Origin of the sequence: Pseudomonas sp. PA1(2017) (assembly GCF_001945375.1) — a bacterium.
Lineage (GTDB): Bacteria > Pseudomonadota > Gammaproteobacteria > Pseudomonadales > Pseudomonadaceae > Aquipseudomonas.
Map to the genome: position 1 here is coordinate 1,129,209 of NZ_MSXU01000009.1, position 23,387 is coordinate 1,152,595.

Annotated in this window: 18 protein-coding genes and 1 pseudogene; 4 read left to right on the forward strand and 15 right to left on the reverse strand. The window is 64.1% G+C overall.

Going from position 1 to position 23,387, the window contains the following annotated elements:
• Positions 1-77: 77 nt before the first annotated feature.
• Together BVH01_RS12085 and edd are read right to left on the reverse strand one after the other, a co-directional pair.
• Positions 78-1,064 (reverse strand): glucokinase, encoded by a 987-nt coding sequence (locus BVH01_RS12085; protein WP_075930543.1) that lies wholly within the window; start codon positions 1,062-1,064, stop codon positions 78-80.
• Positions 1,061-2,890 (reverse strand): phosphogluconate dehydratase, encoded by a 1,830-nt coding sequence (gene edd / locus BVH01_RS12090; protein ID WP_075930544.1) that lies wholly within the window; start codon positions 2,888-2,890, stop codon positions 1,061-1,063. Before edd ends, BVH01_RS12085 begins: the two co-directional genes overlap by 4 nt.
• A 131-nt stretch (positions 2,891-3,021) precedes the next feature.
• Here edd and gap point away from each other — a divergent pair, with 131 nt between their 5' ends.
• Positions 3,022-4,023, forward strand: a complete 1,002-nt coding sequence (gene gap, locus BVH01_RS12095; protein WP_075930545.1) for a type I glyceraldehyde-3-phosphate dehydrogenase — start codon at positions 3,022-3,024, stop codon at positions 4,021-4,023.
• A gap of 334 nt (positions 4,024-4,357) precedes the next feature.
• Complete coding sequence (folE, locus tag BVH01_RS12100; RefSeq protein ID WP_075930546.1) at positions 4,358-4,921, forward strand: GTP cyclohydrolase I FolE; 564 nt, start codon at positions 4,358-4,360, stop codon at positions 4,919-4,921.
• A gap of 274 nt (positions 4,922-5,195) precedes the next feature.
• Here folE and BVH01_RS12105 read toward each other — a convergent pair whose 3' ends face one another.
• Entirely contained in the window at positions 5,196-6,962 is a 1,767-nt protein-coding gene (locus BVH01_RS12105) for an ABC transporter transmembrane domain-containing protein (protein ID WP_075930547.1), read from the reverse strand.
• Positions 6,963-7,120: 158 nt separating this feature from the next.
• On the opposite strand from BVH01_RS12105, the gene BVH01_RS12110 reads away from it, so the two are divergent.
• Entirely contained in the window at positions 7,121-8,842 is a 1,722-nt protein-coding gene (locus BVH01_RS12110; protein ID WP_075930548.1) for an FAD-dependent oxidoreductase, read from the forward strand.
• 214 nt (positions 8,843-9,056) lie between these two features.
• Here the strand turns inward: BVH01_RS12110 and pcaC are convergent, their stop codons facing one another.
• The 11 genes and pseudogenes from pcaC to BVH01_RS12165 form a co-directional block, all read right to left on the reverse strand.
• Positions 9,057-9,455: a 4-carboxymuconolactone decarboxylase gene (pcaC, locus tag BVH01_RS12115; RefSeq protein WP_027910639.1), complete on the reverse strand. Its 399-nt coding sequence runs from the start codon at positions 9,453-9,455 to the stop codon at positions 9,057-9,059.
• A gap of 58 nt (positions 9,456-9,513) precedes the next feature.
• Positions 9,514-10,305 carry a 3-oxoadipate enol-lactonase gene (gene pcaD / locus BVH01_RS12120; protein WP_075930549.1) on the reverse strand — a complete coding sequence of 264 codons (792 nt, stop codon included), beginning with the start codon at positions 10,303-10,305 and terminating at the stop codon, positions 9,514-9,516.
• A gap of 25 nt (positions 10,306-10,330) precedes the next feature.
• Positions 10,331-11,695, reverse strand: a complete 1,365-nt coding sequence (locus tag BVH01_RS12125) for a 3-carboxy-cis,cis-muconate cycloisomerase (protein WP_075930550.1) — start codon at positions 11,693-11,695, stop codon at positions 10,331-10,333.
• A gap of 18 nt (positions 11,696-11,713) precedes the next feature.
• Positions 11,714-13,027, reverse strand: a complete 1,314-nt coding sequence (locus BVH01_RS12130) for an MFS family transporter (RefSeq protein WP_075931019.1) — start codon at positions 13,025-13,027, stop codon at positions 11,714-11,716.
• 387 nt (positions 13,028-13,414) lie between these two features.
• Positions 13,415-14,620, reverse strand: a complete 1,206-nt coding sequence (gene pcaF / locus BVH01_RS12135) for a 3-oxoadipyl-CoA thiolase (RefSeq protein ID WP_075930551.1) — start codon at positions 14,618-14,620, stop codon at positions 13,415-13,417.
• Positions 14,617-15,399 (reverse strand): CoA-transferase subunit beta, encoded by a 783-nt coding sequence (locus tag BVH01_RS12140; protein ID WP_075930552.1) that lies wholly within the window; start codon positions 15,397-15,399, stop codon positions 14,617-14,619. The genes pcaF and BVH01_RS12140 overlap by 4 nt, the downstream gene beginning before the upstream one ends.
• The gene (locus BVH01_RS12145) at positions 15,399-16,250 is read right to left on the reverse strand and encodes a CoA transferase subunit A (protein ID WP_075930553.1); all 852 of its coding nucleotides are present in this window, start codon (positions 16,248-16,250) and stop codon (positions 15,399-15,401) included. The genes BVH01_RS12140 and BVH01_RS12145 overlap by 1 nt, the downstream gene beginning before the upstream one ends.
• A 295-nt stretch (positions 16,251-16,545) precedes the next feature.
• Positions 16,546-17,502, reverse strand: a pseudogene (locus BVH01_RS12150) (AraC family transcriptional regulator).
• A 245-nt stretch (positions 17,503-17,747) separates the two neighbouring features.
• The gene (gene catA, locus BVH01_RS12155; protein WP_075930554.1) at positions 17,748-18,677 is read right to left on the reverse strand and encodes a catechol 1,2-dioxygenase; all 930 of its coding nucleotides are present in this window, start codon (positions 18,675-18,677) and stop codon (positions 17,748-17,750) included.
• Between the two features lie 54 nt (positions 18,678-18,731).
• Positions 18,732-19,022, reverse strand: coding sequence for a muconolactone Delta-isomerase (catC, locus tag BVH01_RS12160; RefSeq protein WP_075930555.1), 291 nt, complete (start codon positions 19,020-19,022; stop codon positions 18,732-18,734).
• 23 nt (positions 19,023-19,045) lie between these two features.
• Positions 19,046-20,167, reverse strand: a complete 1,122-nt coding sequence (locus BVH01_RS12165; protein WP_075930556.1) for a muconate cycloisomerase family protein — start codon at positions 20,165-20,167, stop codon at positions 19,046-19,048.
• A gap of 224 nt (positions 20,168-20,391) precedes the next feature.
• Between BVH01_RS12165 and BVH01_RS12170 the strand changes: the two genes are divergently transcribed.
• Positions 20,392-21,267, forward strand: coding sequence for a LysR family transcriptional regulator (locus tag BVH01_RS12170; protein ID WP_075930557.1), 876 nt, complete (start codon positions 20,392-20,394; stop codon positions 21,265-21,267).
• 316 nt (positions 21,268-21,583) lie between these two features.
• On the opposite strand, the gene rpsA is transcribed toward BVH01_RS12170, so the two are convergent.
• Entirely contained in the window at positions 21,584-23,263 is a 1,680-nt protein-coding gene (gene rpsA / locus BVH01_RS12175; RefSeq protein WP_013791124.1) for a 30S ribosomal protein S1, read from the reverse strand.
• Positions 23,264-23,387 lie beyond the last annotated feature (124 nt).

Consider the following 23,387-nt stretch of genomic DNA (forward strand, 5'->3'; position numbering starts at 1 on the left):
GCCATTCCCTGCGTCCTGCGCCTAACCGGAGGCCATTTCTCGCGGCAACGCGGCTCGCGCTGAAACGGGAACAGACCCTAGACAGAGTGTTCGGGGTGCTGGTTCCTCTGCAGGTGCTGTTCCACCGCCACTCCCGCGCCGACCAGGCCCGGGTAAGGTGCGGTGACCAGCCATACCGGCAGGCCATCAAAGTAGTCGCTCATGCAGCCCTTGTCGCGCAGGCTGCGCGAGAACCCGCTGGCCATGAAGAAGTCGGCGAAGCGCGGCACCATGCCGCCGGCGATGAACACGCCGCCTCGGCCGCCCACGGTCAGCACGTTGTTACCCGCCACACGACCGAGCAGGCAGCAGAACAGCTCCAGCACGTTGACCGCCAACGGCTCCCCTTCCAGCGCCGCCCCGGTAACCTGGGCCGCGCTCTGCAGGGGGGCCGACTGACCGTCCACCGCGCAGGTCGCGCGGTACAAGGCGAGTAGCCCGTTGCCGCTGAGAGCGCCAGCCTCGGCGCTGACATGCCCGAGCTGGCGATGCAGCGCCTGCCAGATCAGCGCCTCGCGGTTGCTGCCCACCGGCAGGTCGACGTGGCCGCCCTCGCCCGGCAACGCGTGCCAGCTGCCATCGGGCAAGCTCAGCAAGGTGCCTACGCCCAGGCCGGTGCCGGCACCGATCACCACCGCCGGGCGGCCCGGCTGTGCCACACCCGGGCAGACGGTAATGTACTCGTCGTCCTGCAGACAGGTCATGCCCAGGGCCATGGCGGAAAAATCGTTGAGCAGCAGCAGCTCGCGCACCTGCAGCTCGGCGCAGAATGCCTGGCGGTCGATGCGCCAGGCGTTGTTGGTGAAGCGGAACGGATCGATTTCCACCGGCCCGGCGCAGGCCAGGCAAATGGTTTGCACTTCGCCGAGCGCCAGACCTTCGGCGGCCAGGTAAGCGACGATGGCCTGTTCGACGGTGGCGTGATCGGCAGTCGCCGATACCCGCACCCCGTGCAGGCCGCCATCACGCCACAGGGCGAAACGCGCATTGGTGCCGCCGATGTCGCCAACCAGCGCCAGGCTCATCGCAGCGAATCCAGTTCGGCGGTGAAGGCGCTGGCGCCATCTTCCGCGGGGCTGAATGCGGCGCGCATGAAGGCGAACAGCTCGCGGCCACAACCGACGCCGGTGCCTTGCGGGCGCGGCGCGATCTCGCGGGCGTTCCAGGCGATGTCGTCGACCAGCACCTGCAGGTGCCCGGTCACGCCATCGACGCGAATCAGATCGCCGTCGCGCACCCGCGCCAGCGGGCCTCCATCCCAGGCCTCGGGGCTGACGTGAATGGCCGCCGGCACCTTGCCCGACGCGCCGGACATCCGCCCATCGGTAACCAGCGCCACCTTGAAGCCGCGATCCTGGAGAATGCCCAGGTACGGCGTGAGTTTGTGCAGCTCGGGCATGCCGTTGGCCTTCGGCCCCTGGAAGCGCACCACGGCGACGAAATCGCGCTCCAGCTCACCGGCCTTGAAGGCTTCGGCCAGTTCGACCTGGGTTTCGAACACGCGGGCCGGCGCCTCGACCACCTGATGCTCCGGCGCCACGGCCGAAACCTTGGCCACGCCGTTGCCGAGGTTGCCGGTCAGCACCCGCAACCCGCCCTCGGGGGAGAAGGCTTCCGGCACGCTGCGCAGGATGTTGCGATCCAGGCTCTGCTCCGGGCCCTGGCGCCAGACCAGGCGCTCGCCATCGAGGAACGGCTCCTGGGTATAGCGCGACAGGCCCTGGCCGGCGACGGTGTAGACATCCTCGTGCAGCAGGCCGGCTTCGAGCAGCGTCCGCACCATGAAGGGCACGCCGCCGCAGGCATGGAAGTGGTTCACGTCAGCCTGGCCATTGGGGTAGACCTTGGCCAGCGTCGGGGTGACGGCGGACAGGTCGGCCATGTCCTGCCAGGTCAGCTGGATGCCGGCGGCGCGGGCGAAGGCCGGGATGTGCAGCGTGTGATTGGTCGAACCGCCGGTGGCGTTGAGCGCCACCACCGAGTTGACGATGGCTTTCTCGTCAATGATCCGGCACAGCGGCGTGTATTCGCCGCCTTGCCGCGTGAGGCGCACCACCTGGTGGGCGGCCTCGGCGGTCAGCGCGTCACGCAGCGGTGTGTACGGGTTGACGAACGACGAGCCCGGCAGATGCAGGCCCATGATTTCCATCACCACCTGATTGGTGTTGGCGGTGCCGTAGAAGGTGCAGGTACCGGGGCTGTGGTAGGACTTCATCTCCGATTCGAGCAGTTGCTCGCGGGTCGCCTTACCTTCGGCATAGAGCTGGCGAACCTCGGCCTTTTCCTTGTTGGGAATGCCAGAAGGCATCGGCCCGCCCGGCACGAAGATCATCGGCAGGTGGCCGAAACGCAGGGCGCCGATCATCAGCCCCGGGACGATCTTGTCGCAGATGCCCAGCAGCATCGCCGCATCGAACATGTTGTGCGACAGCGCCACGGCGGTAGACATGGCGATCACCTCGCGGCTGGCCAGGCTCAGTTCCATGCCCGGTTCACCCTGGGTCACGCCGTCGCACATCGCCGGTACGCCGCCGGCCACTTGGCCCACCGAGCCGACCTGGCGCAGGGCCTGTTTGATCAGTTCCGGATAGTGTTCGTAGGGCTGGTGGGCGGACAGCATGTCGTTATAGGCGGTGACGATGCCGACGTTGGCCTCGTTCATCAGCCGCAGGCGCTGCTTGTCTTCGGCCGAGCCGCAACCGGCCACGCCATGGGCGAAGTTGGCGCATTGCAGCGCGCCGCGGTGCGGGCCCTGGCTGTCGGCAGCGGCCATCTGCGCCAGGTAACGCTCGCGGGTGGCGCGGCTGCGGGCGATAAGGCGGTCGGTTACCTCGAGAATGCGGGGGTGCATGGTGTCGACTCCAGGCTAGCGGGTAGCACTTCGAATTGTATTTTTATCAAAATATTGACAGCTAAAACGCTTGATTTCTACTTTCATGAGAATAATCTTGTTTTTAAAACAACATATAAGGATCGACGCTCATGACATTGCGAATTGCCATCAATGGTTTCGGTCGTATCGGCCGTAACGTGCTCCGGGCACTCTATACCCAGAACTATCGCGAAAAGCTGCAAGTCGTCGCCATCAATGACCTGGGCGACAGCGCCATCAACGCTCATCTGCTCAAGTACGACAGCGTACACGGCATTTTCGACGCGTCCGTCGAAGTCGATGGACAAAACCTGCTCGTCAATGGTGACCGCATCGCCGTCAGCGCGATCCGTAATCCTGCCGAGCTGCCCTGGAAGGATCTGGACGTCGACGTGGTGTTCGAATGCACCGGCCTTTTCACCGATCGCGACAAGGCAGCCGCCCACCTGAGCGCCGGCGCCCGCAAGGTGATCATCTCCGCGCCAGCCAAGGGCGCCGATGCGACCATCGTCTACGGCGTCAACGAAGGCAGCCTGCGCGCCGACCAGCCGATCATCTCCAATGCCTCTTGCACCACCAACTGCCTGGCACCGGTCGCTCAGGTGCTGCAGCGCGAGCTGGGCATCGAAAGTGGGCTGATGACCACCATCCACGCCTACACCAACGACCAGAACCTCTCCGACGTGTATCACAGCGACCTGTTCCGGGCGCGCTCGGCCACCCAGTCGATGATCCCCACCAAGACCGGCGCTGCCGAAGCGGTGGGCCTAGTGCTGCCGGAACTGGCCGGGCGCCTGACCGGCATGGCGGTGCGCGTGCCGGTGATCAACGTGTCGCTGGTCGACCTCACTATTCAGGTGCAACGCGACACCAGCGTCGAGGAAATCAACGCACTGATGAAGGCGGCTGCCGAGAAATCCCCTGTACTGGGTTACAACACCCTGCCGCTTGTGTCCTGCGACTTCAACCACAATCCGCTGTCGTCGATCTTCGACGCTAACCACACCAAGGTGAATGGCCGCCTGGTGAAAGTGCTGGCCTGGTACGACAACGAATGGGGCTTCTCCAACCGCATGCTCGACACCTGCCTGGCAGCTCACGCCGCCAACTGAGCCTGCGCTGAGAACCTGTTCAAAGCCTGCTGCGCGTCGGCACTGCGGCGTTAAAAACAGGCTCGGACTGCTCATTTACAGCTCGTAAACTCCGCGTCCTCGCCTGTTTTTGCGGGGCCGCCCAGGCCTTGCATTGCTCTAGCTCGCGAGGCTTTGAACAGGTTCTGACAGACGCAGCGATGAACCTAGCGGCATAAAGGCTCGGTAAATCGCTGCGAGCGGATTACAATTGCTGCCCGCCTCGCCCACTAGGCCAAGCTTGACCCCGCGCCAAACGTGCTGGCGTTGGCGCCAGGCAGCCGCTAATCGATATCCGCAAACCACTGGAAGCCGCATGGACTCTAGCCGCAACACCCTCGAACAGCATTACACCGCCATCCTCGGCCAGCTCGGCGAAGACGTTTCCCGCGAAGGCCTGCTCGACACGCCCAAGCGCGCCGCCAAGGCCATGCAGTACCTGTGCAATGGCTACCAGAAGACCCTGGAAGAAGTCACCAACGGTGCGCTGTTCAGCTCCGATGCCAGCGAGATGGTGGTGGTCAAGGATATCGAGCTGTATTCGCTGTGCGAGCACCACCTGCTGCCCTTCATCGGCAAGGCCCACGTCGCCTACATTCCCAGCGGCAAGGTGCTGGGCCTGTCCAAGGTCGCGCGCATCGTCGACATGTATGCCCGACGCCTGCAGATCCAGGAAAGCCTGAGCCGGCAGATCGCCGAGGCCGTCCAGCAGGTCACTGGCGCTCTGGGCGTGGCAGTGGTCATCGAGGCCAAGCACATGTGCATGATGATGCGCGGCGTGGAGAAGCAGAACTCCTCTATGGTCACCTCGGTGATGCTCGGCGAATTTCGCGAGAACGCAGCAACCCGCAGCGAGTTTCTGAGCCTGGTCAACGGTTGAGGCTTGAGACTGTGGGAGCGTCCGCCCTCGGCGCGATGAAATCGTCGGGCCGCCGCTCTCTCTGCGCTGCGCGCACCATTCGCCCCGGGTCGGGGCTCCCACCCGGCCCCATTGACCTCGCAACCCGCCACCCGCGCGGGAGCGTCGCCCTCGGCACGAACCAATGGTGGCATCCCCGCGATATCGGCTTCGCCCGCACCATTGGCAGCCCGTAGGGTGGGTCACGCTTCACCGACCCACCTCACAGCCAACGCCAATACTAGCGGCCTACCCCTTAACTCTTTTCGACGAACTGCAACTCGGCCAACCGCGCATACAGCGGGTTGCTGGCGACCAGTTCGGCGTGTTTACCCAGTGCCACCAACCGTCCCTGATCGAAGACCGCGATGCGGTCGGCGCTCTTCACCGTGGCCAGGCGGTGGGCGATCACCAGGGTGGTGCGGCCACGCATCAGCTCCGGCAGCGCCTGCTGGATCAGGTGTTCGCTCTCGGCATCCAGGGCGCTGGTGGCTTCGTCTAGCAGCAGGATCGGTGCGTCCACCAGCAAGGCGCGGGCAATCGCCAGGCGCTGCCGCTGGCCGCCGGAAAGCCCCAGGCCCGCATCGCCCAGATGGGTCTGATAACCCTGGGGCAAGCGCTCGATGAATTCATGGGCATGGGCCGCGCGGGCAGCGGCTTCCACGTCCGCATCGCTGGCCTCCGGGTGCCCGTAGCGGATGTTGTCGGCCACGCTGCCGAAGAATAGCGCCGGGTGCTGGGAAACCAGCGCGAAGTTCTCGCGCAGGGCGTGCGGGTCGAGGCGCTCGATGGGCAGGCCGTCGATCAGGATGCGCCCCTGTAGCGGGTCGTAAAAGCGCAGCAGCAGGTCGAACAGCGTCGACTTGCCGGCTCCGGACGGGCCGACGATGGCCAGGGTTTCGCCCGGCTCCATCGCCAGCGTGATGTCTTGCAGCGCCAGGCTGTCGGGGCGCGTCGGGTAGGCGAAGGACAAATCCTGCACTTCGATACGGCCCTCCGCAGGCCGGACCGGAACCAGCGCGCCGTCGAGTGGCGCATGAATCTCGTTGCGCGCACTGAGCAGTTCGCTGATGCGCTCGGCGGCGCCAGCGGCGCGTTGCAGCTCGCCGATCACCTCGCTGAGGGTGCCGAACGACGAGCCGACGATCAGACTGTAGAACACGAATGCCGCCAGCTCACCGCCGCTGATGCGCCCGGCGATCACATCCATGCCGCCGACCCAGAGCATCACGCCCACGGCGCCAAGCACCAGCACGATCACCACGGTGATCAGCCAGGCGCGTTGGGCGACGCGCTTGCGGGCAGTGTCGAACGCCGCCTCGGCGGACAGGCCGAAGCGCCGGCGGTCTTCGGCCTGATGGTTGTAGGCCTGCACTGTCTTGATCTGCCCGAGCACTTCGCTGACGTAGCTGCCGACATCGGCGATGCGATCCTGGCTCTGCCTCGACAACTCACGCACACGGCGGCCAAACAGCAGGATCGGTGCGACGACCAGCGGCAGTGCCGCGAGCACGATGGCGCTGAGCTTGGGATTGGTGACCACCAGCAGGATCATGCCGCCGACCAGCATGATCAGGTTGCGCAGCGCCATCGACAGCGACGAGCCGATGACCGACTGCAGCAAGGTGGTATCGGCGGTCAACCGCGACTGGATCTCAGAGGCGCGGTTGTGGGCGTAAAAGCCGGGGTGCAGGCCGACCAGGTGATCGAACACGCGCTTGCGGATGTCTGCCACCACCCGCTCGCCCAGCCAGGAAACCAGGTAGAAGCGCGTGTAGGTACCCACCGCCAGCGCCAGCACCAGCACGAAGAACAGCAGTATCGAATGGCGCAGCGCTTCCGGCGACTGAGTGGCCAAGCCCTGATCGACCAGCAGCTTGATGCCCTGCCCCATGGACAAGGTAATGGCGGCAGTGAACAGCAGCGCCAGCAGCGCACCGACCACGCGACCGCGATAAGGGGCGATAAACGCCCAGGATGTGCGCAGGGCACCGCGCTGGCGACCGGACAAAAGCGATTTCATGGCGGGCTCGAAGGCTGATGACGAGAGGGTTACAGCCAATCAGATGGGGTCTATCGGCGCAAACATCAAGCGGGGGCCCTGCGCTTGGCGGCGATCAGCGCTCCATTTAATATATGGAACCAGATTCCAAAAACAATCATAAGCCGCCAGGAGCGCCCATGCCCGCCGCCACCACCACTCCACTTCCTCAACAATGCGACCTGCTGGTGGTCGGCTCGGGCGCCGCCGGGCTGGCCGCCGCGGTGACTGCAGCGTGGCATGGCCAGCGCGTGGTGCTGGTGGAAAAGGACGCCGTGTTCGGCGGCGCCACCGCCTGGTCCGGAGGTTGGGCCTGGGTTCCGCGCAACCCGCTGGCGCAGCGGGCCGGCATCCAGGAAGACATCGAGCAACCGCTCACCTACCTGCGCCACGAGCTGGGCGAGCATTTCGACGAAACGCGGGTCAGGGCCTTTCTCGACGCCTGCCCGCAGATGGTGGCGTTCTTCGAACGGCACACCGCCCTGCAGTTCGCCGACGGCAACGGCATTCCCGACATGCATGGCGACACGCCCGGCGCCGCCACCGGCGGCCATCAGGTGATCGCCGCGCCCTGTGACGGCCGCGAAGTGCTCGACCTGCTGCCGCGCCTGCGCAGGACGCTGCGCGAGACCTCGTTCATGGGCATGCCGATCATGGCCGGCGCCGACCTGGCCGCCTTCCTGAGCATGACCCGCTCACCGAGAGCGCTGTGGCACGTGACCCGTCGTCTTGCCACCCACCTCTATCACCTGGCCCGTTATGGCCGCGCCATGCACCTGGTCAACGGCGTCGCGCTGGTCGCCCGGCTGGCCCGCTCGGCCGCCGACCTGGGCGTGACGATGATCGAGTCGGCACCGGTGATCAGCCTGCATCAGGAAGATGGCCGTATCAGCGGCGCCACGCTGCGCCGTGCGGACGGCGAGCACTTCATCGGTGCCCGTGCAGTGGTGCTGGCGGCCGGCGGTTTCCCCAACGATCCTCGACGGCGCCAGCAGCTTTTTCCCCGAGATGTCAGCGGCGCGGACAACCTGGCCCTGCCGCCAACCGCCTGCTCCGGCGATGGCCTGCGCCTGGGCGAAGCGCTGGGTGCCCAGGTCGATACCCGGCTGAAATCGCCGGTCGCCTGGGCGCCGGTGTCCCGGGTGCCGCACCGCGACGGCAGTATCGGCCACTTCCCGCACATCATCGAGCGCGGCAAGCCCGGCATCATCGGCGTGCTGGCCAGCGGCAAGCGCTTCGTCAACGAAGCCCACGGCTATTACGACTACGTGGCGGCGATGGTCGAACAGGTGCCCGAGAACCAGCCGGTGTGTTCCTGGCTGATCTGCGATCATCGCTTCCAGCGCCGCTACGGCCTGGGTTTCGCCCGCCCGGCGCCCGTACCACTGTGGGCGATGCTGCGTAGCGGCTACCTGAAACGTGCGGCGACCATCGAGCAGCTGGCGCTCGACTGCGGCATCGATCCGATGGGGCTGGCGAGCACGGTGGCCACTTTCAACCAACATGCCCGCAACGGCGAAGACCCGCAGTTCGGCCGCGGCAGCACCGCCTTCAACCGCAAACAGGGCGACCCGCTGCACCCTGGCGCCAACCCCTGCGTGGCGCCTATCGAGCATGGCCCGTTCTACGCGGTGAAGGTGCAGCCCGGCTGCTTCGGCACCTTCGCCGGGCTCAAGACCGACGGCAGCGCCCGGGTGTTGGATGCCGATGGCCAGCCGATCTTCGGCCTCTACGCTGCCGGCAGCGACATGGCCAGCGTGTTCGGCGGTCACTATCCCTCAGGCGGCATCAACCTGGGCCCGGCACTGACCTTCGGCTACGTCGCGGCCCGGCATGCGGCGGGCGTCAGTGAGTACGAGTAATCGCCGGACAACAAAAAGCCCCGCTTGGCAAGCTGTGTGAAAACGTAGCGAGCGACGGTCAGGCAAGGCAAAAACCGGCGAAAAAGCGCAGTTTACGTGCTGTAAATGAGCATTTTGACTGGGCTGGCATTCCAGCCGGTTTTTAACGCAGCATGACCGAGCGCAGTAGTTTTCACACAGTCTGTTGGGCGGGGCTCTGCAGATCGCTACGACGTCAGGCCTTGTTCAGCGACTCGACGCCGACTTCGTCCCACAACTCTTCGGCCAGGTGGAAGGTGGCGTTGGCTGCCGGAATGCCGCAGTAAATTGCGCTCTGCATGATCACTTCCTTGATTTCCTCACGGGTCACGCCGTTGTTCTTGGCGGCCTTGAGGTGCAGCTTCAATTCACCCTCGCGGTTCATGCCGATCAACATGGCGATGGTGATCAGGCTGCGGGTGTGGCGCGGCAGCCCCGGGCGCGTCCAGATATCGCCCCAGGCGTGGCGGGTGATCATCTCCTGGAACTCTTCGTTGAACGGCGTCAGTTTTTCCAGGCTGCGGTCGACATGGGCATCGCCCAGCACCGCACGGCGCACCTGCATGCCGGCGTCGTAGCGTTGTTTCTCGTCCATCGGTGGCTCCATTTCTCTTCACGGCGTGGGCGTGCGACGACGCCCACGCACTGCAGGCTCAATTGGTTTGCAGAAAGCTCAGCACGCGCCTGGTGAACAACTCACCAGCCTGCACGTTGGACAGGTGCGCAGCATCGAACTCGACCAGCTCGGCGCCCGGAATACGCTTTTGCATGAAGCGACCGTGTTCGGGCGTGGTCACCGCATCACCGGTGCCGCATACGATCAGGGTCGGCACGTCGATCGTGGCGATCTGCTCGCGGTAGTCGGCATCGCGCACCGCTGCACAGTTACCGGCATAGCCCTGGGGCGAGGTCTGCGCCAGCATGGTGACGATCGGCTCGACCTTCTCCGGCTGGGCCTTGGCGAACGGCGCGGTGAACCAGCGCTCGATGGAGGCATCACGCAGGTCGCGCATGGCCTTCTCGCCACCCTTGAGCACGGTGTCGATGCGGGTGTTCCACACCTCGTCGGTGCCGATCTTGGCGCCGGTGTTGCACAGCACCAGGCGATCCAGGCGCGAGGCGGCGTTGATCGCCAGCCACTGGCCGATCAGCCCGCCCATGGACAGGCCGCAGAAGTGCACCTTGTCGATGTTCAGGGCATCGAGCAGTGCCAGCACGTCGCGGCCGTTCTGCTCGATGCTGTAGAAACCCGGCATGACCAGCGACTGGCCATGGCCACGGGTGTCATAACGCAGCACCCGGAAGTGTTCGGTGAACGCCGGAATCTGCGCATCCCACATGTGCAGGTTGGTGCCCAGAGAATTGGACAACACCAGCACCGGTGCGTCGGCCGGGCCTTCTAGCAGGTAGTTCAGGTCGCCATCGGCGAGGGAAACGACAGGCATGACAATCTCCTAACGGGAAAACGGTTCAGTGGTTCGCGCTGCGGTGCAGGGCCACGGCGCGATCGACCCAGCGCTGCGCCTGGCCCAGGTAATGGGCCGGGTCGAGCAGGCGGTCCAGCTCATCGGCGGACAGTTGGGCGCTGACCTCGGCGTTGGCGCCGAGCACGGCGCGCAGGTGTGCGCCCTCCTTCACCGCCTGCTTGCAGCATTGCTCGACAAGATGGTGGGCAGCGTCACGACCGATGCGTTGCGCCAAGGCGATGCTCACCGCTTCGGCCAGCACCAGGCCGCGGGTCAATTCGAGGTTGGTGGCCATGCGCTCGGCGTCCACTTCCAGGCCCGGCACCAGGATCAGCGCCTGCTGCAGGGCGCCGGAGACCAGGCAGCAAAGCTCCGGCAGCGTCTCCCACTCGGCGTGCCACAACCCCAGGCTGCGCTCGTGCTCCTGGGGCATGGCCGCGAACATGGTGGCGACCAGCCCGGGCGCGCGGGTGGCGGCGCCGATCAACACCGCCGCGCCCACCGGGTTGCGCTTGTGCGGCATGGTCGAGGAGCCGCCCTTGCCCGGCGCCGAGGGCTCGAACAGCTCGCCGGCTTCGGTCTGCATCAGCAGGCTGAGGTCACGGCCCAGCTTGCCCAGGCTGCCGGCAATCAGGCCAAGCAGGCTGGCGAACTCGACCAGGCGATCACGCTGGGTGTGCCAGGGCTGCTCGGGCAGTTGCAGGTCAAGTTCGGCGGCCAGCGCACCGGCCACCGGCCAGGCCTTGTCGCCCAATGCGGCCAAGCTGCCCGAGGCGCCGCCGAACTGCAGGCACAGCAGGCGCGGTTTGATTTCGTCGAGGCGCTGGCGATGACGATCGACGGCGCCCAGCCAGCCGGCGATCTTCATGCCCAGGGTCACCGGCGTGGCATGCTGCAGCCAGGTGCGCCCGGCCATGGGCGTTGCCGCATGACGCTGGGCCTGCGTGGCCAGCTGTCTGCTCAGGGCGTCCAGATCCTTTTCCAGCAGATCGATGGCCGCACGCAGCTGCAGCACCAGGCCGCTATCCATGGCGTCCTGGCTGGTGGCGCCCAGATGCACGTAGCGCTCGGCCTCGGGGTTGCTCGCCGCGATGCGTTTGCCCAGCGCCTTGACCAGCGGAATCGCTGAATTGCCGGCGCTGCCGATGGCCACCGCCAACGCGTCGAAGTCGTAGAGTTCGGCGCGGCAAGCCGCCTCGATATCGGCGACCACCGCCTGCGGGATCACCCCGGCCGCCGCTTCGGCCCGGGCCAGCGCTGCCTCGAAGTCGAGCATGCCCTGCACACGACCCTGATCGCTGAACACCTGGCGCATCGGCGCACTCGTGAAATAGGCATCGAACAGCTGGCTAGCGGGCCTTGAACTCATACAGCGAACACTCCGTGGTCAATGATCGTGGTGCAGGTAACTGGCCTGGCGCGGCAGGCGCAGGCTGACCAGAAAGGCCAGCACCATCATGCCTGATACGTACCAGTAGAAGGTCTGTTCCATGCCGATGGATTTCAGCCCCAGGGCAACGTATTCCGCCGAGCCGCCAAACAGTGCGTTGGCTACCGCGTAAGCCAGGCCGACGCCCAGGGCACGCACCTCCGGCGGGAACATCTCGGCCTTCACCAGGCCGCTGATCGAGGTGTACAGGCTGACGATGGCCAGCGCCGCGATGATCAGCAGGAACGCCATCACCGGGCTCTGCACGGTATGCAGCAAGGCCAGGATCGGCCAGGTGCAGATCGCACCGAGGGCGCCGAACCAGAGCATCGAGGTGCGGCGACCGATACGGTCGGACAGCGCACCGAACAACGGCTGCATGATCATGAACAGGAACAGCGCGCCGGTCATGATGCCGCTGGCGGTCTTGGCGCTCATGTCGGCCGAGTTGACCAGGTACTTCTGCATATAGGTGGTAAAGGTGTAGAAGATCAGCGAGCCACCGGCGGTGTAGCCCAGCACGGTGAAGAACGCGGCCTTGTGGTGCTTGAACAGGTAGGCGACGCTGCCCGATTCCTTGTTGCCGATCTGGTCTTGCTTGGCGGTTTCGTCCAGCGAGCGACGCAGATAGAACGCCACCACCGCCGCCATCGCGCCGATCACGAAGGGGATGCGCCAGCCCCAGGCACGCAGCTCGTCCTCGCTCAGCGCCTGCTGGAGAATCACCACCACCAATACCGCCAGCAACTGTCCGCCAATCAGGGTGACGTACTGAAACGAAGCGAAGAAGCCGCGCTGGCCCTTGAGCGCTACCTCACTCATGTAGGTGGCCGTGGTGCCGTACTCGCCGCCCACCGAAAGGCCCTGGAACAGGCGCGCCAGCAACAGCAGCACGGGCGCCAGGGTGCCGATGCTGCTGTAGGTGGGCATGCACGCGATGGCCAGCGAACCCAGGCACATCATCAGCACCGAGATCATCATCGAGACTTTGCGGCCGTATTTGTCCGCAACACGGCCAAACACCCAGCCGCCGATCGGCCGCATCAGAAAACCCGCAGCGAATACGCCTGCAGTGTTGAGCAGTTGCACGGTGGGGTCGTCGGAGGGGAAGAAGGCCGGCGCGAAGTAGATCGCGCAGAAGGCGTAAACGTAGAAGTCGAACCACTCGACCAGATTGCCCGACGAGGCACCGACGATGGCGAAGATGCGCTTGCGGCGCTCTTCCGGGCTGTAGTTGGGGGCTTCGTACGCCGCGCTGGCTTCAGTACTCATCATGGATACTCACTGGTAGGAAACGGGACCGTCCCTACTCCGACCCCACATGTAACCAAATGATTCGTCATTTTAGGTCGCCCATCCCCACCAGAGCACGGTGTCGTGGACCGTGAACGGGTGAGGACAAACGAAACTTGAAGAGAGTTGCTGGATTCAAACAAGCCTCTGCGGGAGCGGGCGGGGACGCCTAGTCCATACCCGCGAATCGGGCGCATGGCGCCCTCCCACAAAGTACGCGGCCGGCCATCAAACCGTAGATGGGCCGAGTGCCGTAGGGTGGACCGGGGCGCGTAGCCGGCGCTTTATCCGGCCACCGTCCGCAGGCGCCACGGTGGATGAGAAAAGCGTCATGCACCCGACCAGGGCAAACGGCCGATTCCGCGATCAAACCCGCTCGACAGCCATTGCCAGCCCCTGCCCCACGCCAACGCACATGGTCGCCAGGCCGAGCTTGCCGCCGGTTTTCTCCAGATGATGCACGGCGGTCAGCACTAGGCGGTTGCCGCTCATGCCCAAGGGATGGCCGAGGGCGATGGCGCCGCCGTTCGGGTTGACCTTGGGGCTGTCGTCCGGCAGATCGAGGTCGCGGGTCACTGCCAGGCCCTGGGCCGCGAAGGCTTCGTTCAGCTCGATCACGTCGAAGGCATCGATGTCCAGATTCAGGCGCGTCAGCAGCTTGCGCACCGCCGGCACCGGGCCAACGCCCATGATGCGTGGCGCGACGCCGCCGCTAGCCATGCCCAATACCTTGGCACGGGGTTTGAGGCCGTACTGTTCAACGGCTTCGGCCGAGGCCAGGATCATCGCCGAGGCGCCATCGTTGAGGCCCGAGGCGTTGCCAGCGGTGACGGTCTTATCCGGGCCGTTGACCGGCTTGAGCTTGGCCAGGCCTTCGGCGGTGGTGTCGGCACGCGGGTGCTCGTCACGGTCGACGACGATCTCGCCCTTCTTGGTCTTGATCACCACCGGGACGATCTCCTCGGCGTAGTAACCGGCTTCCTGGGCCGCCGCTGCACGCTGCTGGCTACGCAGGCCGAAGGCGTCCTGGTCGGCACGGCTGACGCCATAGTCCTCGGCAACGTTGTCACCGGTAACCGGCATCGGGTCGACGCCATACTGTTCTTTCATCGCCGGGTTGACGAAGCGCCAGCCCAGGGTGGTGTCTTCCAGCTTCTGGCCGCGGCCAAAAGCGCTGTCGGCCTTACCCATCACGTAGGGTGCGCGGGTCATCGACTCGACGCCGGCGGCAATGGCCAGCTCCATTTCGCCCGAGGCGATGGCGCGGAACGCAGCACCGACCGCTTCCATGCCCGAGGCGCACAGGCGATTGAGGGTCACGCCCGGCACGGTTTCCGGCAGGCCGGCGAGCAGCAGGGCCATTCGCGCAACGTTGCGGTTGTCTTCGCCGGACTGGTTGGCGCAGCCCATGAAAACCTCATCGAGCGCGGACCAGTCGACCTGCGGGTTACGCTCGACCAGGGCCTTGAGCGGAATCGCCGCCAGGTCGTCGGCACGTACCGCGGACAGCGCGCCGTTCAGGCGGCCAATCGGCGTGCGGATGGCGTCGCAGATGAATACCTCGCGGCTCATTCGTCACCTCCTTTCTGGCCGTGGGCCTCGGCAGTACGGGCTTCCAGGTCACGCAGCGCAGCCAGTTCCTCGGCTTTCGGCGCCTCGGTGGTGGTCACGCTGTCGGCGAAACGGATCTGCCAGCCGGTGTTCTCGATCACCTGCTCACGGGTCACGCCTGGGTGCAGCGAAGTGACGATGAATTCGTTGCTGCCGGCTTCCGGCTCCATGATGCACAGGTCGGTGATGATCGCCACCGGGCCGTCACCCGGCAGGCCGAGACGCTTGCGATGATCACCGCCCTCGCCGTGGCCAACCGAGGTGATGAACGCCAGCTTGTCGACGAAAGTGCGGTGACCCTGTTTGAGGATGATCAGCACTTTCTTGGCACTGCCAGCAATCTCCGGTGCGCCACCGGCGCCCGGCAGACGAACTTTCGGCGCGTGATAGTCGCCGATCACGGTGGTGTTGATGTTGCCGAACTTGTCGACCTGGGCGGCGCCGAGGAAGCCGACGTCGATGCGCCCGCCCTGCAGCCAGTAGCGGAAGATTTCGCCGGTCGGCACCACGGTATCGGCGGTTTCCGCCAGCTCGCCGTCACCGATGGACAGCGGCAGCACGCTCGGCTTGGCACCGATCGGGCCGGATTCATAGATCAGCACCACTTCCGGGGCATGGGTCAGACGCGCCAGGTTGGCGGCCTTGGACGGCAGGCCGATGCCGACGAAGCAGACGCTGCCATTGCCGAGGCGGCGTGCGGCGGCCACGGTCATCATTTCATTGGTGTTGAAATCGCTCATCACTTGGCCTCCCCGTTAACCTTCGCCTGGTATTGCGCAAAATCCTCGGTGCCACGGATGTATTCGTCGATCCAGGCGGTGAAGGTTTCACGGTCGCGGGCAATCGGGTCCCAGGCCTGGTAGAAGCGGTTGTCGCGTTCGTAGTAACCGTGTGCGTAGGACGGATGGGCGCCACCGGGCACCACGCAGACCGCGGTGATGGCCCAGGTCGGCAGCACGCAGGCATTCATCGGTGCCTGGAGATCGTCGACGATTTCCTCGACGGTGACGATGCAACGCTTGGCCGCCAGTGCGGCTTCCTTCTGCACGCCCAGGATGCCCTGGATCAGCACGTTGCCCTTGCGGTCGGCCTTCTGGGCGTGGATCACGGTGACGTCCGGACGCACGCTGGGAACCGCAGCCAGCTTCTCGCCGGTGAACGGGCACTCGATGAACTTGATGTCCGGGTTGACCTTGACCAGGTCCGAGCCCTGATAGCCGCGCAGCACCGCGAATGGCAGGTTGGAGGCGCCCGAGACATAGGCATTGGCCATGGCCGCGTGGCTGTGCTCGCTGATTTCCAGCTTGTGTGGCCAGTGTTTCTCGACCGCGTCGCGCAGGCGGTGCAGCGAGCCGACACCAGGGTTACCGCCCCAGGAGAAGATCAGCTTCTTCGCGCAACCAGCACCGATCAGCAGGTCATAGACCAGGTCGGGCGTCATGCGCACAAGGGTCAGATCTTTCTTGTTCTGACGGATCAGCTCGTGGGATGCAGCGGTCGGGATCAGGTGGGTGAAGCCTTCGAGGGCAACGGTGTCGCCATCGTGAACGAAGCGTTCGACCGCTTCGCGCAGGGAGAGAATCTCAGCCATGGTCGTTCTCGTCTTGTTGCTCTGGATGCTGGGCCGGCAGCTAGGCCGTATGGTCACAAGGTACTCACCCAATAGCCTGCTAACAATCCGATAATCGACTATCCGTTCGATAATCGAACGAGACTTGCATGACTGCTTTCAGAACCTGCTCACGATCTAGCGAGCTAGAGCCCTACAAGGCCTAGGCGGCCCCACAAAAACAGGCGAGGAAGCGGAGTTTACGAGCTGTAAATGAGCATTCCGAGCCTGGTTTTAACGCAGTAGGGCCGACGCGCAGCAGATCGTGAATAGGTTCTCAACGGTTGCGCTTGTAGGTATCGGACGGCAACTCCCCGAAACGCCGGCGATAGACGTCAGCAAAACGTCCCAGGTGCAGGAAGCCGTAATCCAGGGCGATTTCGGTGACGCTACGCACCACGCTGCTCGGGTCTAGCAACTGGGCGTGGATGCTATCGAGCTTGCGCTGGCGTACGTAATCCCTGGGGCTGATGCCGGCATGGCGCTCGAACAGTGCATACAGCGAACGCTCGCTGACCCGGGCCACGGCCAGCAATTGTTCGATGCCGATGTCCTGGGTGAGGTTCTGCTCGATGTAGTCGACCACCTGCTAGAACGAGCTGACCTGGGTCTGCGGCTGCTGGCGCTGCACGTTGTTGCCGAGCAGACCGAGCAACTTGCTGGCGATGATGCGCACGTAATTCTCCTGCACTTGAGGCATGCTGGAGGCTGCTTCGGCTTCCTCGCAGATCAGCATCAGCAGGTTGGAGAAGCCCTCCAGCTCGCGCATGTCGTGACGCGCCGCGGTGAAGCGGATACCGCTCTGCGGCAACATCCAGCGGTTCTCCAGGCAGGTGTTCTCGAACAGGCTGACCGGCAGCTTGACGATGAATTTCTCGCAGTCGGCCGAATAGGTCAGGTCCACCGGATCATCGGGGTTGATCAGCAGCAGTTCGCCAGGTACGTAGAAGTGCTCCTGGCCGCGGCATTGCGAGCGGCAATGGCCCTTGAGCAATACCTGCAGGTGATAGATGGTTTCCAGCGCCGGCGAGGTGACACGCACGCTACCGCCGTAGCTGATGCGGCACAGGTCGAGGCTGGCGAAATTGCGGTGATTGAGGCTCGCTTCGGGAAAGCCCGTGGTCGGCAGGCGAATGCAGTGAGCACCGACGTGCTGATTGACGTAGTCGGACACCGCGTAGGGATCGGCACGCTCGAACACACGGCTGCGCGCGCCCAGCAAGACATTGCTCATCATCAGGCCTCGTTGTTTTTCTTATAGGGCTGAATCGCCAGTGCCCGGCAATCCGCTAATCGTCTGGCGATTCTAGCCATCCCCTGCTAACGCGATACGGTGGCGTGACAAAGGGTTACATCTCTGTTCGAGCATCAGCCGCTCGCCATTCGCCAGCGCTCAACGCAAGACGCCGCGCGGCTCTCGCCTGCCCTGTGATGGCAAGCGAGAAGCAGCGCGGCAACGGCCTGCAGGTCGGTTGACGCTTACGCTTCCAACGCACGAACCCGCTCATGGCGCTTCTGCGCCTTGGGCTCGGCGGTGGACTGCAGGGTGAAGTCGAACTCGATTTCGGCGAAGCGCCCTTCTATGCCATGGGCCTTGGCACGCGCTGCATCGTCGGAGAAGTCGATCCTGGCGATCAGCTCGTCACGGGTGGCGTAGGCGAAATCGTCGTGCAGGTACTTGTCACCATCCAGGTTGATCTGGGTGGTCAGGTGGCGATGGCCAGGCGCCGAAATGAAGAAATGCACATGGGCCGGGCGCTGGCCATGACGGCCGAGCTGGTCGAGCAGTTGCTGGGTCGGGCCATCCGGCGGGCAACCGTAACCGGACGGGACGATGCTGCGGAAACGATAACGGCCTTCAGCGTCGGTTTCGATCCGTCGGCGCAGGTTGAATTCCGATTGCGCCGGGTCGAAGTACGAGTAGGTGCCGCCGGTGTTGGCGTGCCATACGTCGACAATGGCACCAGCCAGCGGCTTGCCACTGGTATCGAACACCCGGCCCTGCATGAACAGCGGCGTGCCGGCATCGGTGCCGTCGTCGAGGCGGGCTTCGCCTTTGCTCAGCGGCGCACCGGCCACGTACAGCGGCCCTTCGATGGTACGCGGCGTACCGCCGGTGCGGCCCGCTTCCTCGTCTTCGGCGTCCATCAGCATGTCGAGGTAGTGCTCGATGCCGAGGCCGGCGACCACCAGCCCGGCTTCCTGGCGGGCGCCGAGCTCGTTGAGGTAGTTCACCGCCTTCCAGAACTCTTCCGGGGTGATCTGCAGGTCTTCGATGATCTTCGCCGTGTCGTTGAGCACACGGTGGATCACCGTTTTCATGCGGGCATCGCCGCCGTCATTGGTGAAACCGGCGGCGTCTTCGAAGAACTTTTGCACTTCGACGGTCTGGGCGATACGAACGGTCATGGCGTGTTTCCTCATCTTGTTGTTGTGTGGATCTGATCAGGCGAGCGGCGCCGATCAGCGATCGTCAGCGTGGATCGAGGACGGATGGCGACACAGCGCCATGACCTCGATGTCCATGTACGGGTACAGCGGCAATTGCATCAGCGTGTCGTGCAGGGCCTGGGCGTCGACCACGTCGAAAATGCTGACATTGGCGTAAAGCCCGGCGATGCGCCACAGGTGACGCCAGGTGCCTTCGCGCTGCAGGCGCTGGGCCAGCTCCTTTTCGTCGGCCTTGAGGCGCGCGGCCTGCTCGGCCGGCATGTCGGTGGGCAGTTTGACGGTCATGCGCACGTGAAACAGCATGGCTAGCTCCTTGTAGGTTCGTCTCAGCGGCGGCTGAAGCGCTGCAGGCGTTCTTCGTCCAGCGTCACGCCGAGGCCCGGCGTGGTCGGGATCTTCAGTTCGAAATCGCGGTACACCGGCACCTCGACGAGGATGTCCTCGGTCAGCAGCAGCGGGCCGAACAGTTCGGTGTGCCATTCCAGCTTGCTCAGGGTGGCGAAGGCATGGGCCGAGGCCAGGGTGCCGACGCTGCCTTCGAGCATGGTGCCGCCGTACAGGCCGATGCCCGCCGCTTCGGCGATGTAGGCACTGCGCAGCACGGCGCGCGGGCCGCCGTTCTTGGCGATCTTCAGGGCGAACACCGGCGCGGCGCCGCCGCGGGCCAGATTGAAGCTGTCCTCGACGCTCTCGATGGCTTCGTCGGCCATGATCGGCGCCGGGCTGCGGGCGCTGACGCGGGCCTGGGCGAGCACGTCCTGGCGCGGTATCGGTTGCTCGATCAAGTCGACGCCGGCATCACCGAGGGCTTGGCAGGCGCGAATGGCCACCGCCTCGCTCCACGCCTGGTTGACGTCCACCCGTACACTGGCACGGTCGCCCAGGGCGCACTTGATCGCGGCGACGTGGGCGATGTCCAGCGCCGCCTCGCGGCTGCCGATCTTCAGTTTGAAGACCCGGTGGCGACGCAGGTCGAGCATGCGCTCGGCCTCGTCGATGTCTTTGGCGGTATCGCCGCTGGCCAGCGTCCAGGCCACTTCGAGGCCGTCGCGCACACGGCCACCGAGCAATTCGGCGACCGGCAGCCCAAGGCGCTTGCCCTGGGCATCGAGCAGCGCGGTTTCCACCGCCGAACGGGCAAAGGTGTTGGCGCGCACGCTGCGGTCGATGCGCAGCATGGCGGCATTGATGTTGCCGGCCGGCTGGCCGATCAGCAGCGGTGCGAAATAGGTATCGATGTTGGTCTTGATGCTTTCCGGGCTTTCCCCGGCATAGGCCAGACCGCCGATGGTGGTCGCTTCGCCGACACCTTCGATACCGTCGCTACAGCGCAAGCGCAGGATGACCAGGGTCTGCTGCTGCATGGTATGCATGGCCAGCTTGTGCGGGCGAATGGTGGGCAAGTCGACGATGAGGGTGTCGAGGCTTTCGATCAGCGGGAGGCTCATGGGCGTTGATCCGTATGCGCGGCAATGCCACGAGCCGTCGCCTGCGAAGTGGCGCACTGCGGCGCTCCCTTCACGAGGTCGGCCAGCAGCGGGCGAGAAGAGCAAGGGATGCGAGGAAGCACGGGCATATCCTTCAGGTTTTATTTTTGTCTGGGCACAGATTGACCTCAGCAAATCAGGCAGTCCAATATTGAATCGGTCTGGTTTCATACCCTGGAGGTATCATGGAGCTGCGCCATCTGCGCTACTTCCGCGTGCTGGCGGAAACACTCAATTTCACCCGTGCGGCCGAGCGCCTGCATATCGCTCAGCCACCGCTGAGCCGGCAGATTCAGCAACTGGAAGACGAATTAGGCGTGGCATTGATCGAACGCGGCAGGCCGCTGCGCCTGACCGAAGCCGGGCGCTTCTTCTACGAACATTCCGTGCAGTTGCTCGAGCAACTGGGCCGCGTCAGCGACGATACCCGGCGGATCGCCGAAGGCCAGCGACGCTGGTTCGGCATCGGCTTCGCGCCTTCCACACTGTATGGCGCGCTGCCGGAACTGATTCGCCAGCTACGTGGCGAAGCGGCCATCGAACTGGGTTTGTCCGAGCTGACCACCTTGCCCCAGGTGGAAGCGCTCAAGCGCGGCCGCATCGATATCGGCTTCGGGCGCATCCATATCGAGGATCCGGCCATCGTACAGGAAGTGATCCGCGAAGATCCCCTGGTCGCCGCCCTGCCCGCCGGCCACCGATTGCTGGCTGCTCCGACTTCGCTGGAGGAGCTGGCCCGCGAACCCTTCGTGCTCTACCCCGCCTCGCCAAGGCCCAGCTATGCCGACCACGTGCTGGCCCTCTTCGCCCGTAACGGCCTGAAGATTCGCGTGGCGCAGATGACCAACGAATTGCAGACCGCCATCGGCCTGGTATCCGCCGGCATCGGCATCAGCCTGGTACCCGCCTCGGTGCAACGCCTGCACCGCGACGATATCGGTTACACGCCTCTGCTCGACGCAACGGCCACCTCGCCGATCGTGATCAGTTATCGCAAGGACGACGATTCGCCGCTGCTCAAGCGGTGTTTGAAGCTGGTGAAGAATCTGGATAGCGAGTAAGCGCGACTGGCAGGCCGAGCGACCAAGTCCATTGACACGAAAAGCATCGCGGGCATGGACTGGGCGTCCCCGCCCGCTCCCACGGATGCTGTTCTCAAGTGAGTCCGTAGCATGAGCCAAATGAACATTGGCCATCCACGATCCGTGTGGGAGCGCGCCATGCGCGTGAAAAATCGCGGGCGTGACCCGCTGGTTGGCGCCGACGATACCGGAATACTGCAAAGCCCCGTTTTCAGGGTACTTCAGAGCCGAAACAGCATTTTTTCAGGCATGAAAAAGGGCGACCGAAGTCGCCCTTTTTGTGGATCACCCGAACTTAGTTCTGGTTTTCCATTTGCGCACGAATCAGATCACCGATGGTGGTCGGACCGGAAGTTTCAACTTCCTGCTTGCGCATTTCCTTGATGGCTTCTTTTTCGTCTTCAACGTCTTTCGACTTGACGGACAGGCTGATCACGCGGCTCTTGCGATCGACGCTGATGATCTTGGCCTCTACTTCTTCGCCTTCTTTCAGAACGTTGCGCGCGTCTTCAACGCGGTCACGGCTGATTTCGGAGGCTTTCAGAGTGGCTTCGATGCCGTCGGCCAGAGTGATGATGGCGCCTTTGGCGTCAACTTCCTTCACGGTACCGCGAACGATGGTGCCTTTGTCGTTGACAGCAACGTAGTCGGAGAACGGATCTTCTTCCAGTTGCTTGATGCCCAGGGAGATGCGCTCACGCTCCGGGTCGACCGACAGGATGACGGTTTCCAGCTCGTCGCCCTTCTTGAAGCGACGTACAGCTTCTTCGCCGACTTCGTTCCAGGAGATGTCGGACAGGTGAACCAGGCCGTCGATGCCGCCGTCCAGACCAATGAAGATACCGAAATCGGTGATCGACTTGATGGTGCCCGAGATCTTGTCACCCTTGTTGAACTGACCGGAGAAGTCTTCCCACGGGTTGGTCTTGCACTGCTTGATACCCAGGGAGATACGACGACGCTCTTCGTCGATGTCCAGAACCATGACTTCCACTTCGTCGCCAACCTGAACGACTTTCGACGGGTGGATGTTCTTGTTGGTCCAGTCCATTTCGGAAACGTGTACCAGGCCTTCCACGCCTTCTTCCAGCTCTGCGAAGCAGCCGTAGTCGGTCAGGTTGGTCACGCGCGCCATGACGCGGGTGCTTTCCGGGTAACGAGCCTTGATGGCAACCCATGGGTCTTCGCCCAGTTGCTTCAGGCCCAGGGAAACACGGTTACGCTCGCGATCGTACTTCAGAACCTTGACGTCGATCTCGTCGCCAACGTTGACGATCTCGGACGGGTGCTTGATACGCTTCCAGGCCATGTCGGTGATGTGCAGCAGGCCGTCGACGCCACCCAGATCCACGAATGCGCCGTAGTCGGTGAGGTTCTTGACGATACCCTTGACCTGTTGGCCTTCCTGCAGCGATTCCAGCAGCGCTTCGCGCTCGGCACTGTTTTCGGCTTCCAGGACGCTACGACGGGAAACGACAACGTTGTTGCGCTTCTGGTCGAGCTTGATGACCTTGAATTCCAGCTCTTTGCCTTCCAGGTGAGTGGTATCACGCACCGGACGGACATCGACCAAGGAACCTGGCAGGAACGCACGGATGCCGTTAACGTCGACAGTGAAGCCGCCTTTAACCTTACCGTTGATAACGCCCTTGACCACTTCCTCAGCGGCGAAAGCTGCTTCCAGAACGATCCAGCACTCGGCGCGCTTGGCTTTTTCGCGGGACAGCTTGGTTTCACCGAAGCCGTCTTCGACCGCGTCCAGCGCTACGTGTACTTCGTCACCGACCTTGATGGTCAGCTCGCCTTGTTCGTTGAAGAACTGCTCCAGAGGGATGACGCCCTCGGACTTCAGGCCAGCGTGAACGGTAACCCAGTCGCCGTCGATGTCGACCACGATGCCGGTGATGATGGCACCTGGCTGCATGTCGAGGGACTTCAGGCTTTCTTCAAAAAGTTCTGCAAAGCTTTCGCTCATGTTGATTCCTGTTGGGTCGGGCGGGGATTCGCCCTGCTCCGCATTCCAGACTATGCGGGTTTATTCATGTAAAAAGAGGCCTACGGGACTGGGACTGGTCTCCCGTATGCCTCCCTTGCGAGCC

Bases quoted from the DNA above. Each gene is read 5' to 3' on its own strand.
- BVH01_RS12085 (WP_075930543.1), bottom strand. From the start codon at position 1,064: ATGAGCCTGGCGCTGGTTGGCGACATCGGCGGCACCAATGCGCGTTTC.
- edd (WP_075930544.1), bottom strand. From the start codon at position 2,890: ATGCACCCCCGCATTCTCGAGGTAACCGACCGCCTTATCGCCCGCAGC.
- gap (WP_075930545.1), top strand. From the start codon at position 3,022: ATGACATTGCGAATTGCCATCAATGGTTTCGGTCGTATCGGCCGTAAC.
- folE (WP_075930546.1), top strand. From the start codon at position 4,358: ATGGACTCTAGCCGCAACACCCTCGAACAGCATTACACCGCCATCCTC.
- BVH01_RS12105 (WP_075930547.1), bottom strand. From the start codon at position 6,962: ATGAAATCGCTTTTGTCCGGTCGCCAGCGCGGTGCCCTGCGCACATCC.
- BVH01_RS12110 (WP_075930548.1), top strand. From the start codon at position 7,121: ATGCCCGCCGCCACCACCACTCCACTTCCTCAACAATGCGACCTGCTG.
- pcaC (WP_027910639.1), bottom strand. From the start codon at position 9,455: ATGGACGAGAAACAACGCTACGACGCCGGCATGCAGGTGCGCCGTGCG.
- pcaD (WP_075930549.1), bottom strand. From the start codon at position 10,305: ATGCCTGTCGTTTCCCTCGCCGATGGCGACCTGAACTACCTGCTAGAA.
- BVH01_RS12125 (WP_075930550.1), bottom strand. From the start codon at position 11,695: ATGAGTTCAAGGCCCGCTAGCCAGCTGTTCGATGCCTATTTCACGAGT.
- BVH01_RS12130 (WP_075931019.1), bottom strand. From the start codon at position 13,027: ATGAGTACTGAAGCCAGCGCGGCGTACGAAGCCCCCAACTACAGCCCG.
- pcaF (WP_075930551.1), bottom strand. From the start codon at position 14,620: ATGAGCCGCGAGGTATTCATCTGCGACGCCATCCGCACGCCGATTGGC.
- BVH01_RS12140 (WP_075930552.1), bottom strand. From the start codon at position 15,399: ATGAGCGATTTCAACACCAATGAAATGATGACCGTGGCCGCCGCACGC.
- BVH01_RS12145 (WP_075930553.1), bottom strand. From the start codon at position 16,250: ATGGCTGAGATTCTCTCCCTGCGCGAAGCGGTCGAACGCTTCGTTCAC.
- catA (WP_075930554.1), bottom strand. From the start codon at position 18,677: ATGACCGTTCGTATCGCCCAGACCGTCGAAGTGCAAAAGTTCTTCGAA.
- catC (WP_075930555.1), bottom strand. From the start codon at position 19,022: ATGCTGTTTCACGTGCGCATGACCGTCAAACTGCCCACCGACATGCCG.
- BVH01_RS12165 (WP_075930556.1), bottom strand. From the start codon at position 20,167: ATGAGCCTCCCGCTGATCGAAAGCCTCGACACCCTCATCGTCGACTTG.
- BVH01_RS12170 (WP_075930557.1), top strand. From the start codon at position 20,392: ATGGAGCTGCGCCATCTGCGCTACTTCCGCGTGCTGGCGGAAACACTC.
- rpsA (WP_013791124.1), bottom strand. From the start codon at position 23,263: ATGAGCGAAAGCTTTGCAGAACTTTTTGAAGAAAGCCTGAAGTCCCTC.